General features: G+C 77.0%; 12 protein-coding genes. 4 read left to right on the top strand and 8 right to left on the bottom strand.

Translation table 11 applies throughout. The features are described from left to right. Window positions 1–111: 111 nt before the first annotated feature. Complete coding sequence (locus tag ACK586_RS08650; RefSeq protein WP_409330062.1) at window positions 112–855, bottom strand: sensor histidine kinase; 744 nt, start codon at window positions 853–855, stop codon at window positions 112–114. A gap of 65 nt (window positions 856–920) precedes the next feature. Between ACK586_RS08650 and ACK586_RS08655 the strand changes: the two genes are divergently transcribed. After that, window positions 921–1,601 (top strand): response regulator, encoded by a 681-nt coding sequence (locus ACK586_RS08655; protein WP_409330063.1) that lies wholly within the window; start codon window positions 921–923, stop codon window positions 1,599–1,601. A gap of 98 nt (window positions 1,602–1,699) precedes the next feature. Here the strand turns inward: ACK586_RS08655 and ACK586_RS08660 are convergent, their stop codons facing one another. Next, window positions 1,700–3,394, bottom strand: coding sequence for a PH domain-containing protein (locus ACK586_RS08660; protein ID WP_409330064.1), 1,695 nt, complete (start codon window positions 3,392–3,394; stop codon window positions 1,700–1,702). Beyond that, window positions 3,391–3,903, bottom strand: a complete 513-nt coding sequence (locus ACK586_RS08665; RefSeq protein ID WP_409330065.1) for a PH domain-containing protein — start codon at window positions 3,901–3,903, stop codon at window positions 3,391–3,393. Before ACK586_RS08665 ends, ACK586_RS08660 begins: the two co-directional genes overlap by 4 nt. A 56-nt stretch (window positions 3,904–3,959) precedes the next feature. On the opposite strand from ACK586_RS08665, the gene ACK586_RS08670 reads away from it, so the two are divergent. Continuing rightward, window positions 3,960–4,289, top strand: coding sequence for a rhodanese-like domain-containing protein (locus tag ACK586_RS08670; RefSeq protein ID WP_409330066.1), 330 nt, complete (start codon window positions 3,960–3,962; stop codon window positions 4,287–4,289). A gap of 78 nt (window positions 4,290–4,367) precedes the next feature. On the opposite strand, the gene ACK586_RS08675 is transcribed toward ACK586_RS08670, so the two are convergent. From ACK586_RS08675 to ACK586_RS08685, 3 genes are read right to left on the bottom strand one after another with little or no spacing between them, the layout of a single operon-like run. Continuing rightward, window positions 4,368–5,984: a long-chain fatty acid--CoA ligase gene (locus tag ACK586_RS08675; protein ID WP_409330067.1), complete on the bottom strand. Its 1,617-nt coding sequence runs from the start codon at window positions 5,982–5,984 to the stop codon at window positions 4,368–4,370. Between the two features lie 47 nt (window positions 5,985–6,031). Next, window positions 6,032–7,390, bottom strand: a complete 1,359-nt coding sequence (locus ACK586_RS08680; RefSeq protein WP_409330068.1) for a SigE family RNA polymerase sigma factor — start codon at window positions 7,388–7,390, stop codon at window positions 6,032–6,034. 16 nt (window positions 7,391–7,406) lie between these two features. After that, the gene (locus tag ACK586_RS08685) at window positions 7,407–8,603 is read right to left on the bottom strand and encodes a cytochrome P450 (RefSeq protein WP_409330069.1); all 1,197 of its coding nucleotides are present in this window, start codon (window positions 8,601–8,603) and stop codon (window positions 7,407–7,409) included. An 85-nt stretch (window positions 8,604–8,688) separates the two neighbouring features. On the opposite strand from ACK586_RS08685, the gene ACK586_RS08690 reads away from it, so the two are divergent. Further along, a complete protein-coding gene (locus tag ACK586_RS08690; RefSeq protein WP_409330070.1) occupies window positions 8,689–9,627 on the top strand; it encodes a DUF5926 family protein in 939 nt (312 codons plus the stop codon). Between the two features lie 129 nt (window positions 9,628–9,756). Beyond that, window positions 9,757–10,410: a hypothetical protein gene (locus tag ACK586_RS08695; protein ID WP_409330071.1), complete on the top strand. Its 654-nt coding sequence runs from the start codon at window positions 9,757–9,759 to the stop codon at window positions 10,408–10,410. Window positions 10,411–10,444: 34 nt separating this feature from the next. Here the strand turns inward: ACK586_RS08695 and ACK586_RS08700 are convergent, their stop codons facing one another. Both ACK586_RS08700 and ACK586_RS08705 read right to left on the bottom strand, forming a co-directional pair. Then, the gene (locus ACK586_RS08700; protein WP_409330072.1) at window positions 10,445–11,359 is read right to left on the bottom strand and encodes a hypothetical protein; all 915 of its coding nucleotides are present in this window, start codon (window positions 11,357–11,359) and stop codon (window positions 10,445–10,447) included. Between the two features lie 118 nt (window positions 11,360–11,477). Beyond that, window positions 11,478–12,725, bottom strand: coding sequence for an arginine deiminase (locus ACK586_RS08705; RefSeq protein WP_409330073.1), 1,248 nt, complete (start codon window positions 12,723–12,725; stop codon window positions 11,478–11,480). Window positions 12,726–12,736: the final 11 nt, after the last annotated feature.

Here is a 12,736-nt window from a genome sequence, read left to right on the forward strand (position 1 = left end):
CCAGGATGGACGCCGCCTGAACCCAACCGCGACACATGTCATGAGCCCACACCACGACACATGTCCGGGGACACGACATGGGCGTGACGCCCACGGATCCCCTCCGCGACCTCAGCGGTCCGGGAGCTGGACGGTGAGGGTGAGCGCCTCCCCGCGCTGGGAGGCCACGACCCGGCCGCCGAGCTCTCCGGTCTGCCGCTGCACCGACCACAGACCCAGGCCGGTGAGGTCCACCGGCGGCCGCGCCGTCCGCAGCTGCCCGACCACGCGGTCGGCGGGCACGCCGGCCTGGGTCAGCGCGAGGTCGACCCAGCCCGGCCGGCAGGTGACCGCGAGCAGCGCCGGCTCCCCGCGGCCGTGGCGGTGGGCGTTCTCCAGGAGGTTGGTGAGGATGCGCTGCACGCGGGCGTCGGCGACCGTGACGTCGGCGGCGCAGCCGGTCATCCGGGTGGTCAGCTGGGCGTCGGGCAGCCCGGAGGCCGCGATCGCCGCGCGGACGACGTCCACCAGCCGCCGGCGCGCGGGCCCGCGCCGCTGGGCGCCCCCGGTGGCGTCGGCCGTGCGCAGCATCGAGGACAGGTGCGCCGTCTGCGCCCGCGCCAGCTCCAGGACCTCCGCTCGCGTCCGGTCGCCGGCGTCCCCGCCGAGGTCCAGGTGCTCGAGCGCGGCCGCCAAGGACGCCAGCGGGCTCTTCATGTCGTGGCACATCGCCCGCAGCAGCGCCTCGCGCGGGTCGGGTGGCTCCTCCGCCGCCGCTCGGCGGTGACGGGCGAGGTGGGTGCGCAGCACGCGGCCGAGGTCGGTGACGAGGCGGGCGGGGGACGGCGCGGCCGAGGGGTTGGCGAGGACGGTCATGGGCACCTCCGGTGCTGCGGCCCGGTCAGCCCCGCCGGCCGCGGACGACCGTGTGGAGAGCCCGGGTGGACGACGCCGCTGCTGGACGCCAGGTGGAGCTCGACGTGGTCCTGGTGGACGACCACCCGCTCTTCAGCCGCGGCCTGGCGCTGCTGCTGCCGGGGGTGAGCGGGGGGCGGGTCCGGGTGGTGGGGACGACGGACGACGCCTCGGCGGCCGCGGCCCTCGTGCGCCGGCACCACGCGGACGTCGCCGTCGTGGACCTGCACATGCCGCCGCCGGGCGGGACGCGGGCGATCGCAGCGATCCGCCGGGCCGATCCGATGGTCCGCGTGGTCGCGCTGTCCGGCCTGGCCGAGGCAGACGCCGCGCTGGAGGCCCTGCGGGCGGGGGCGGTCGGCTTCCTGCCCAAGTCGGCCGACCCGGAGTCGCTGGTCCGGCCGCTGATGGCGGTGCTCGACGGCTGGTCGGTGCTGCCCGAGGACCTGCTGCGCCGGCTGCTGGACCAGTCCGCGCCGACCGGGGAGCAGGGTCTGGCGGACCGGCTCAGCGCCGACGAGCGGCGGCTGTGGCGGCTGGTGGCCGACGGCGCTCCCACCGTGGACATCGCCACGACGCTGCACGTCTCCGAGCGCACGGCCAAGCGGCTGGTCGCGTCGCTGCTGCGGTCGCTGGGCGTCTCCACCCGGGTGGAGGCCGCCGCGCTGGCCGGCCGGGTCGGCCTGGGCCGGACCACCGGTGCGTGACGGGTCGGACCGCTCCGTCTCGGGACTCATCGCGCGCTGGCTACCCGGCGTGGGGTCCGCCACGCCGGACGGCGGGTGAACTCCGCGTCGGTCCGGGGTCAGTCCCCGAGGGCGCCCGCCCAGCTGCCGGATGCCGCCCGGGTGAAGGGGACGACGTCGTCGGTGGCCAGGTCGACGGCGGTGTAACCACCGGCGCCCGCGCCGACGCAGGCGACGACCGTGGCGACCCCGGCCCGGCGCTGGAACGGGGACTGCCGTACCTGCCAGCCGACCACCGCCCGGCGCTGCAGCACGGCCCGCTCCTGGATGAGCCAGCCGCTGCGGACGGCGAACGAGCGGGTTCCCGCCGCGTGCCCCAGCGCGGCGTACCGCCCGAACCCCGCGGGCAGGCCGAGCGCGACCAGTGCGGCGCCGGCGACCAGCAGCGGCCACCAGCCGGCCAGCAGGGTGGCGGCGGCCCCCGCCGCGGTGAGCACCAGCCCGGGGGTCACCGCCCGCACCAGCCGGCGCCGCCGCGCCGCGGGTGGGTGCGGCCGCAGCGGGCCGGGATCGTCGACCAGCAGGGCGGCCACCGCCTCGGCCCGGGCCCGCGGCCCCAGCGGCAGCAGCTGGCCGGGTCGCCGGGCCGCCCCCAGCCCGGTGACCAGGGCGCTCACCCGGGCCGCACCGATCCACCGCATGCCCAGTCCCGCCGACACGGTGCACCCGCGGATGCGGTCGATCTCCAGCTCGGTGTGCCGCCGGGTGATCAGCCCGCGGTCGGCGATCAGCGAACCGCCGCGCCGCAGCAGCCGGAACCGCCAGTTGACGACCGCCGCGCCGGCCACCGCCCCGGCGGCGAGGACCAGCAGCGCCACCGGCAGCACGACGACCAGCACCCGCACGTCGCCGAGGTCGGGCCCGGGCAGGTCCGGCCGCAGGGGGCGGGGGAGCTCCTGCGCCAGCCGGGCGAGGGCGCCGACGGTGGCCAGCGGCACGGCGAGGTAGCTGCCGACCAGGGGGGCGTAGAGCAGCCACCGGTGGTCGAAGCGGACGACGACCTCCTCGGGCACGGGCGGGGGTGCCGCCGGCGCCGCTTCCGTCCCGGGAGCGGCGGGCCGCCCCCGCCGGTCCAGCAGCGCGGCGCGCAGCCGCTCGCCCTCCGCCCGTGTCACCCCGTCGAGGACGACCTCCTCGCCCTCGCCGGTGGTCGCGCCGGCGGCGGCGTCCACCCGCACCCGCACCAGACCCAGGAGGCGGTGCAGCGGCGGTGCCTCGACCTCCACGCCGCGGACCCGGTCCCGCGGCACCGTCCGAGCCGAGCGGGCCAGCAGGCCGCGGGTGACCACCACCGCCGTCGGCCCGTCGGCGTAGCCGAACCGCCACCAGGACAGCGCCGCGAACACCAGGGAGGCCAGCGTCACCGCGACCACCAGGACGACGACCGTGGTCGCTCCCCCGCCGATGCCGATCGCGGCGGCGAGGGGCAGCACCACGGGCACGAACTGGCGGGCCTGCTTGAAGGTGAGCGTGTGCACCAGCACCACACGCGGCGAGGTCCGGCGGGAGGTCGGCGCCGGCCCGCCCGCGGGGCCGTCCGCCGGACCCGCGGGCCCGCCGGGCGGCGCGCCTCCCGGCCCGCCGGGCGGTGCCTCGAACGGCCCACCGGGCGGCGCCTCGAACGGCCCACCGGGCAGCGCGCCTCCCGGCCCACCGGGCGGCGCCTCGAACGGCCCACCGGGCAGCGCGCCTCCCGGCCCGCCGGGCGGTGCCTCGAACGGCCCACCCGCGGGATCGCCCACCGGACCGCTCACGTCGCCTCGTCGCGCACCTGGTCGGCGCGGCGCACCAGATCGGCCGCGACCCGCTCGGCGACCTCGGCCGGCAGGTGCTGCACCCGGACGGTGCCCTGCGAGGACGCGGTGAGCACCGCGATGGTGGCCAGGCCGAAGGCCTGCTGCAGGGCGCCGCGGGTGACGTCGACGGTCTGGATGCGGGCGATGGGGACGAGCGTCCAGGTGCGGGTCAGCCAGCCGGCGAGCGCGTAGACCGCGTCGCCGGTGACCTCCCAGCGGTGCACGCGGTAGCGGATCCACGGCTCGAGCCCGACCGACACCAGGGCGTAGAGGCCCAGCAGCACCGGGCCGGCCCACGGCAGCACGGAGAACGGGGCGTCGTCCGTGGGCAGCACCTGCAGCCCCACCACGAGCAGGACGCCCCAGAACAGCGTGCCGACGACGCCCTGGGTGGCCCACAGCCCGATGGCCGAACGGGACAGCGGCCAGGCCGGTTCGCGCGCCGGGGGGCCGTGTAGGGCGGTCATCGCCGCCATCCTCCCAGGCGGGCGAGGGCCGCCGTCGTGCCACGATGGAGAGCGTGATGCCGCAGCAGGTCCCGACCGTGTCCGCCGCCGAGCTCCCCGAGGGCGCCGTCCTGCTCGACGTGCGCGAGGAGGACGAGTGGGTGCACGGCCACGTGGCCGGCGCCACCCACATCCCCATGGGCCAGGTGCCGGCCCGGCTGGACGACGTCCCCGAGGCCGACCCGCTGTACGTGGTCTGCCGTGGCGGCGGCCGCTCGGCCCGGGTGGCGGCCTGGCTCAACCAGAACGGCTACGACGCGGTGAACGTCGCCGGCGGGATGGGGGAGTGGGAGGCCGCCGGCCGGCCCATGGTCAGTGAGACCGGCCAGCCCCCCGTCGTGCGCTGACCCACCCCGCCGATCATCGGCAGGTGGCTGCCCGCCACGCCGGTGGGGGCAGCCACGCGCCGATGATCACCGCGGGGGTCAGCTCTTCAGCTCGTACTCGGCGAACTTCGAGCGCAGGTCCTTCTTGGAGAACTTGCCGACGCTGGTCTTGGGCACCTCGTCGATGAACTCGACGGCGTCGGGCATCCACCACTTGGCCACCAGCGGCCGGATGTGGTCGAGGATCTCCTCCTCGGTGGCCTCCTCGCCGTCCTCGAGCACGACGCAGGCCAGCGGGCGCTCGTCCCACTTCGGGTGCGGGATGCCGACGACCGCGGCCTCCTTCACCTTCGGGTGGCTCATGATCGCGTTCTCCAGGTCGACCGAGCTGATCCACTCGCCGCCGGACTTGATGAGGTCCTTGGTGCGGTCGGCGATCCGGATCGAGCCGAACGCGTCCATGGCGGCGACGTCGCCGGTCTTCATCCACCCGTCGGCCGTGGTGAGCTCCACCCCGGCGTCGGGGTTGTAGTAGTCCTGCGCGCACCACGGCCCGCGGACCTGCAGCTCACCGGTGGCCTGGTCGTCCCACGGCTGGGCCTCGAGGGTGTCGGCGTCGACGATCCGGGCCTCGACACCGAGCAGCGGGATGCCGGCCCGGGCCCGCTGGTCGGCCTTGGTCGTGTCGTCGGCGTCGGCGTGGCGGAGCGGGAGGACGCCGGAGGAGGCGACCGGGTGGGTCTCGGTCATCCCCCAGGCCTGCAGGATCGGCAGCCCGACCTTCTCGCGGTAGGCCTCGCTGAGCGCCTTGGGCACCGCCGAACCGCCGCAGCCGATCTCCCGCAGCTTGTGCGGCTTGCCGGCCAGGTGCGGGAGGACGCCCTGCCAGATGGTCGGGACGCCGGCGGTGAACGTGACGCCCTCGTCGACGATCAGCTTCGCCAGCGCCTCGGGCTGCATCATCGGCCCGGGCATGACCAGCGAGGAGCCGGCGGCGGGGGCCGCCTGCGCGATGCCCCAGGCGTTGGCGTGGAACATCGGCACGACCGGCATCGCGACGTCCTGGATCCCCAGCCCGAACGCGTTGGGCTGCATCACGCCCATGGTGTGCAGGTAGGTCGAGCGGTGGGAGTAGACGACACCCTTCGGGTTCCCCGTGGTGCCCGACGTGTAGCACATCGAGGCGGCCGAGTTCTCGTCGGTGACGCGGAAGTCGACCGGCTGCGCCTCGGCCAGCAGGGCCTCGTAGTCCAGCACCCGCGGGTCGTCGGGGATCTCGTTGTCGCCGCCGTCGTCCATCACCACGACGATCCGGACGGTGGTCATCGTGTCGACCAGCTTCCAGAACAGCGGGAGCACCGAGCGGTCGACGAAGACGACCTCGTCCTCGGCGTGGTTGGCGATGTAGGTGAGCTGCTCGGGGAACAGCCGGATGTTGAGGGTGTGCAGCACGCGGCCGGAGGACGGCGCGGCGAAGTACAGCTCCAGGTGCCGCTGGCTGTTCCAGCCGAAGGTGCCCACCCGGCCGTCGGCGCTGATGCCGAGGGTGTCGAGCACCCCGGCCAGCCGCCGGGTCCGGTCGGCCCACTCCGCGTAGGTGACCCGGGTGACCCCACCCGGGCCGGCGGTGGCGATCGTCCCGTCGCCGTAGTGCTGCTCGACGTGCCGGAAGATCGAGTCGATCGTGAGGGGGTAGTCCTGCATCAGGCCACGCATGGCGCGATCGTGCCAGTGGCGGGGCTCACGCTCCACCCGTGGGCCGATCAGCCGTAGGACTCGCCGACGGCCCGGACGAGCACGGTCAGGACCTCGGCCGGTGGACGACCGGTCGCGGGCTGGGCCCGTGCCGACAGCACCCAGACGCCGGCGTCGCGGGCGTCGCGGACGGCCAGCAGGAGGCGGACGCCGGCGCGTCCGTCCTCGCCCGGGCAGCCGATGAGCGTTCCTCCGCCGGGCACGTCCGCCGCCGGGCACAGGGTGCGGGCGCCGGGCCCGCCGGGGGCGAAGGTGCTCCGGAGCGTCTCGATCGACGTCCCGTCCCGGTCGTGCACGAAGCCGACGCTGAGCACGTAGGGGTAGTCGTAGGGGCCGCCCGCCGAGAGCGGCGCCGGCGACGGCACCCACGTGCAGCCGACCGGACCCCGGGGGAGGGCGCCGGTCCAGTAGCCCATCGGCGCGTCCAGGTCCGCGGTGAGCCGGTCCGACAGCGGGGGGCAGGTGCCTTCGTCCTCCTGGCCGGTCGTCCCCTGGGGCGGCCTGCCGCGGGGCAGCCACTGGTCCCACTCCGCCGGGGAGGTGAGGGTCGGCGCCGCACCGATCCGGGCGACGGCGTCGTCGAGCTGTGCCTGCACCTCGGCGGCCCGCGCCGGGGCCTCGGGCTCCGCGGCCGGGTCCGTGCCCGTCCCCTCACCGGCAGGGGCCGGGCCCAGGGCGGCGGGGACGCCGACGACCAGCGCCGCGGCCGCACCGACCGCCCCCGCCCAGGCCGCCCGGGTCCGCCACCGCCGCCGGACCCGGGCGGCCACCTCCTCGGCCGGCACCGTCGGGTCGAGCCAGGTCAGCTCGTCGGCGAGGGCGTGCAGGCGGGCGCCCAGCGCCTCGGCCTCGGCGTCACCCTCCGGAGCGCCGGGGCGCGCCGGGTCCAGCAGCGGGCGCAGCGCGGCGACGGCCCCGCGGACGTCGTCGACCACGGTGCCCGGCTCCGACCGCACCAGCCCGGCGGTGGTGGCGACGTCGAGGCCCTCCGCGAGGTGGAGGACGACGGCGGCGCGCGCCCGGGGGGTCAGCCGCAGCAGCGCCGTCCGGAGGGCGTCGGCCTGCGCGTACCCCCCGTCGGAGGCCGTGGCGTCGGCACGCGGTCGGACGGCCTCGACCACCTGCTCGGTGCGCAGGAGCCGGCGGTGGCGGCTGAGGTGCTCGCCGACCAGCAGCTCCCGGACGGCGGCCGCCGGGTCGCCGGAGGAGCGGACGGCCGGCCACCGGCCGCGGGCCCGGGAGAGGGCGCCGAGCACGAGGTCCTCGGCCGACGCGCGGTCACCGGTGAGCAGGACGGCGGTGCGCAGCAGCCCGGGCCCGGAGTCGCGGACGAACTCCGCGAGCCCCCGGTGCCGCTGCCGCTCCACGTGGGCTCCCGCGAGGTCAGGGCGTGAGGACGACGGGCAGGTCGGCCAGCCCGCGGATCACGAACTCCGGCCGGCGCCGGGCCGGGCGGCCCAGCTCCAGGCGCGAGGTCCGCTCCAGCAGCGCGCCGAAGGACGCCTGGAGCTCGACCCGGGCCAGCGGCGCGCCGATGCAGAAGTGCACGCCCGCGCCGAAGGAGATGTGCGGGTTGTCGGTGCGGCCGACGTCGAGGGTGTCCGGGGCGTCGAAGACCGCCGGGTCGCGGTTGGCGCTGCCGAGCAGCGCGGCGATCTTCTGCCCGGCGGCGACGGTCACCCCGCCGACCTCGACGTCCTCGGTGGCCGTGCGCTCGAACAGCTGGAGCGGCGAGTCGAAGCGCATGAGCTCCTCGATCGCCGCGGGCAGCAGATCCGGGTGCGCGCGCAGCCGCGCCAGCTGGTCGGGGTGCTCCAGCAGCGCGAGCAGGCCGTTGCCCGAGACGTTCACCGTCGCCTCGTGCCCGGCGTTGAGCAGCAGGATGCAGGTGGTGACCAGCTCGTCCTCGGTCAGCCGGTCGCCGTCGGTGTCGCGCACCGACACCAGGTGGGAGAGCAGGTCCTCGCCGGGGGAGCGGCGCCGCGCGGCGGCCAGGTCGCGCAGGTAGGCCACGAACTCGGCGGCGGCCCGCTCGGCGGCGTCCTCCACGGCCGTCGTCCGCCCGTACTCGTACATCTTGACGATGGCGTTGGACCACGGCCGCAGCAGCGGCCGGTCGGCCTGCGGGACGCCCAGCAGCTCGGCGATGACCGCGACCGGCAGCTCCTCGGCCATCCCGGACAGGACGTCGACGGGCTCGTCGCCGGCCGACCGCTCGACCAGCCCGTCGACCAGCTCGCGGGCGAGCTCCTGCACCCAGGGGCGCAGGCGCTCCACGTGGCCGCGGGCGAAGGCCGTGCTGATCAGCCGGCGCAGCCGGGTGTGGTCGGGCGGCTCCATCTCCAGGATCGCGTTGCGGTGGATCAGGTTGAACGCCTCGAACCGCTCCCCGGGCTCGCGGTCGCGCCAGATCCGGCCCAGCCGCCGGTCCCGGAGGGCGGCGTTGGCCTCGGCGTGGGTGAAGGCGAGCCACAGGCCCAGGCCCTCGTGCCACTGCACCGGTGCCACCGCCCGGGCGGCGCCGAAGGCCGGGTAGGGGTCGGCCACCACGGACGGGTCGTCGAGGTCGAGGTGGGTCACGACCGGAGGGTAGTCAGGGGCCCGTGGCGGGCCCGCCGCGAGCGGGCGGGCAGCGGGGGTCACGGGGGTCCTTACGCTTGTCCCCATGGCCCGCTCCACGACCCGCCGCAAGCCCGGTTCCGCCCCTGCCGCCGAGGGCGGGGTCAACCCGAAGGCGCCGTGCCCGTGCGGCTCCGGTCGTCGGTACAAGCACTGCCACGGCTCGGGCTACGCCCCGCCGGTGACCCGCCCGTTCGAGGGCCTGCCCGGGGAGCCCGACTGGGTGGCGCTGCGCGAGCTGGTGCCCGCGGCGACCGCGCCGCTGCGGACCGCCGACGGCCGGGACGTCACGCTGGCCAGCGTGCTACCCGGCGGGGCGCCGGCGCTGGTGCGCGCCACCGGCGAGATCCTGCTCGGTGTCCAGCTGCCGACGTCGTCGGACGACGTCAGCCGCGACCTCGGCACCGCGCTGGCCGCCGCGCTCGAGGCGCCGAAGGGGGCGCCGGTGGACCCGGGCCCGATCGGGGCGGCCGGGTCGTCCGGGCCGCGGCTGCAGGAGCTGCTCGACCTCTCCGCGCCGCTCGAGGTCACCGTGCACGAGGACTTCGCGTTCTGGCTGGAGGGCTCCGACCCCAGCCCGGCCGCGCGGGCGGGGCTGGAGCAGGCCAACCAGGCCGTTCTGCCCACGGTGCGGCTGCCCGGCCTGGGCGCGGCCTACTGGGTGCTGCCCAGCGCCGAGCGCGCCCACCTGCGCTGGGTGCGCCCGGAGCCGGAGGAGCAGCTGCTCGACGCGCTGGCCCGGCTGTCGGCCGCCGAGCAGATCCTGCTGGGGGAGGGCACCCGCTACGCCGGGGCGTTCCGCGCGCACGGCCTCGTCGTCCCCGTCTGGGACCTCCCGGCCGACGCGCTCGCCGACGACTGGACCGACGCCGCGACCGACTTCCAGGCCCGGCTGGAGCAGGCGCTGGCGGCCACCGAGCCGCTGAGCGCCGACGAGCGCCGCGCCCGCGCCGGGCTGCTCTCCCGCCAGATCACCCTGCGCTAGGTGGGGAGGCCCCCTGCCGAGATCTGCACACTCGTCACCATCAGCCGCTGATGGTGACGAGTGTGCAGATCTCGCGGACGGAGCCGTAGCGACGCGGCTGCGGCGCACGAACCCCTAGAGTGCCGCGCCGTGACGCAGCAGCAGGAGCTCTCCCCGCGGGCACGGCGACGGCGGGAGAAGCGCCTCCGGGAGGCGCTGCCGCCGCACGACGGTCCGGACGCCGTCTCACCACCGCTGCGCTGGGTGCGGCGGTTCACCCCGCTGGGCATCGGCCGCCGGCGCGTGGTCCTGCGGATGGCCGGCCGCCGGCTCCTGCTGGTGCGGACGCCGCTCTTCGGCACCGAGCACGTGGTTGCGGAGGGCCCGCCCGAGGAGTTCCACAGCCTGGCCCCCTCGCGCGGCGGGAGGGGCCTGCACCTGTGGCACGGCGACCGCCTCTACCGGCTCACCGGCCGGTCCAGCGCGCGGCAGGAGGGCGGCGGCTCGGGCCCCTGGACGCTGGGCGACGACCCGGTCAGCGTGGTCATCGGCCTCGTCCTGCTGCCGTTCCTGCTGGTCTACGGGGTGTGGCTGCTCCTCGGCCTGTGGTCCTCGACGGTCTCCTCGGAGCGGGAGAACGCGACGACGACGGTGCGCTGGCTCGCTCCGGTGCTGGGGACCCCACCGCCCGGTCGCACGTTCCGCCGGCCGCTGCCGGGGAGCTGGCTCGCCCTCGGGCGGCTGCTGGTGCGGCTCGCCGTCCTCGGTGGGCTCGTCGCCGTCCTGGTGCTGCTGCTGGGGTAGCCCGCCGGGCCGTCGCCGGGCGTCGCCGGGCCCGTCAGGCGGCCCGGCGGCGGCCCAGGACCTGCAGCCCGGCACCCAGCCCCAGCGCAGCGACCCCGCCGAGCAGGTAGGGCCTCGGCTCCACGCCGGTGTAGGCCAGCTGGCCGCCCCCGCCCGTGGGCCCGCCGCCGGCGACCGGGGTGACGGCCGGCTGCGGGTGCTCCTGCGGGTGGACGACGGGGTGCGCCGGCTGCGGGTGCTGCGGCTGCTCCGGCTGCGGCTCGGGAGCCGGGCCGGGGATCAGCGCGCACAGCTGCTCGACCAGGGCGCGCAGCGGCGCGGGGTCGACACCGAGGGCCGCGCCGCCCTGCTCGATCAGGCCGACCAGCGATGCGCAGCCCTCCGCGAGGTCGGTCGGCAGCGCGGCCAGCAGCTGCTCGAGCAGGTCCTGGACCGCCTCGGTGGGGTCGGCCTCGGCCGCCTCGCAGAGCGTGTCGAGGCCCTCGGCCAGCCGCGGGTCCAGCACGCCCAGGCCGTCGCGCAGCTGGTCGCACAGGCCGGCGACGGGGTTCGGGGCGGGCTCGTCGTCCTCGGGGGCGGTGGCCGGCCCGGCGGGCGCCGGTCCGCTGCCGGTCCCGCCGCCGCTGCCGGTCCCCGTCCCTGCCCCGGGGGTGCCCCCGGCTCCCGGGAGGACTCCGCCGAGCGCGTCGCCGGCGTCCCCGGGCGCCCCCGGCAGCGCCGCACCGGTGCCCGCGCCGCCGGTCGTGCCCGCGCCGCCGGTCGTGCCCTGGGGCGCGGGGGCCGACTGCGTCGGCAGCCCGGGGACGTCGCCGGTCAGGGACCCGGTGACGTCGCGCAGGGTCCCGAGCGGATCGGGGACCGCCGGTTCGGCGGCGGCGGTGCCCGGCGAGACGGCGAGCAGGGCGAGGGCTGCCGCGGGTGCGAGCAGCAGGCGAGACGTGCGGGACACGGTTCCCCCGAGGAGTCGGCACGGGTTGGCGCGATGTCCTACGAGCGGCCGGGGCGGAGGTCACGCACCCTCCGTGACCGGCAGCGCGCCGCCACTCTCCGTGACGGATCGGTTCGGATCAGGGCAGGGGATCGCGGGCGATCGGGCACGACATGCACCGCGGCCCGCCCCGGCCGCTGCCCAACTCGGCCCCGGCGATCGCGACCACCTCGATGCCCGCGGCCTCCAGCGCGGCGTTGGTGACGGTGTTGCGCTCGTAGGCCACGGCCAGCCGCGGGGCCAGCGCCAGCGTGTTGTTGCCGTCGTCCCACTGCTCGCGCTCGGCGGTGACCGGGTCGAGGCCGGTGTCGATCACCCGCACCCGGTCGATGCCCATCGCCCGCGCGGCCGCGGTCAGGAACGGCTCCGGCCCGCGGACGGCGAGGTCGGCGTCACCGTCGTCCGGCGGCTCCCCGTCCCCGGCGGTCACGGTCCAGGCCACGAGGGTGTCGGCGACCGCCGGGTACACCACCATCGCGTCGGCGTCGACCATCGTCGCGATGGTGTCCAGGTGCATCGTCGCCCGCTGCTGGGCGATCGGGACGGCGAGCACCGTGTGCGCCAGCCCCCGGGCGACCACCCGTCGGGCGAGCCGCTCGGCTCCGCCGGGCGTCGTCCGCTCGCCGACGCCCACCGCCACCACGCCCGGGGCCAGCAGCAGGACGTCGCCACCTTCCAGGTGCTCCAGCGTGGGCTCGTAGAGCCGGTCCACCCCGGCGAAGCGCGGGTGGTGGGCGTACACCGCCGCGGTGATCGTCGTCTCCCGCCGGCGGGCGGGCATGGCCAGCGAGGTCACCGCGACCTGGTCGCCGACCCACACCGAGGAGTCCCGGGTGAACAGCAGGTTGGGCAGCGGCGGGACGACGAACCCGCCCCGCCCCATCAGCTCCCAGCCCAGGCCGCGGGCGCCGGGCAGCTCGTCGTGCGCGAGCCCGGCGATCAGCGTGGCCGCGAGCTCGGCGGCGGGCAGGTCCGACAGGTGGGCGGCCGCGGTCCGGCGCAGCGTGGCGCCCAGCCGGGGGTCGTCGACGGCGGCGTCGACCAGCTCGGCGCGCGCCGCCGGCAGCTCGAGCACCTCCGCCAGCAGCCGGTCGACGTGGAGCACCTCCACGCCGCGCGCGGTCAGCTCGGCGGCGAAGGCGTCGTGCTCCTCCTGCGCCCGCGCCACCCAGGGGACGCCGTCGAACAGCAGCTCGTCGTTGTTGCGCGGGGTCAGCCGGCGCAGCTCGGCGCCCGGGCGGTGCAGCAGGACGGTGCGGAGGCGGCCGACCTCGCTGGTCACGCCCAGACCCTGCGGCACGGGCCCACCGGTGGGGTCCGTCGTCACCTCACGAGGCT

The sequence above is a fragment of the Trujillonella humicola genome (assembly GCF_046233715.1).
Classification (GTDB): domain Bacteria; phylum Actinomycetota; class Actinomycetes; order Mycobacteriales; family Geodermatophilaceae; genus Trujillonella; species Trujillonella humicola.

Coding starts and splice junctions, on each gene's coding strand:
- ACK586_RS08650 (WP_409330062.1), bottom strand. CDS start 855: ATGACCGTCCTCGCCAACCCCTCGGCCGCGCCGTCCCCCGCCCGCCTC.
- ACK586_RS08665 (WP_409330065.1), bottom strand. CDS start 3,903: ATGACCGCCCTACACGGCCCCCCGGCGCGCGAACCGGCCTGGCCGCTG.
- ACK586_RS08670 (WP_409330066.1), top strand. CDS start 3,960: ATGCCGCAGCAGGTCCCGACCGTGTCCGCCGCCGAGCTCCCCGAGGGC.
- ACK586_RS08675 (WP_409330067.1), bottom strand. CDS start 5,984: ATGCGTGGCCTGATGCAGGACTACCCCCTCACGATCGACTCGATCTTC.
- ACK586_RS08690 (WP_409330070.1), top strand. CDS start 8,689: ATGGCCCGCTCCACGACCCGCCGCAAGCCCGGTTCCGCCCCTGCCGCC.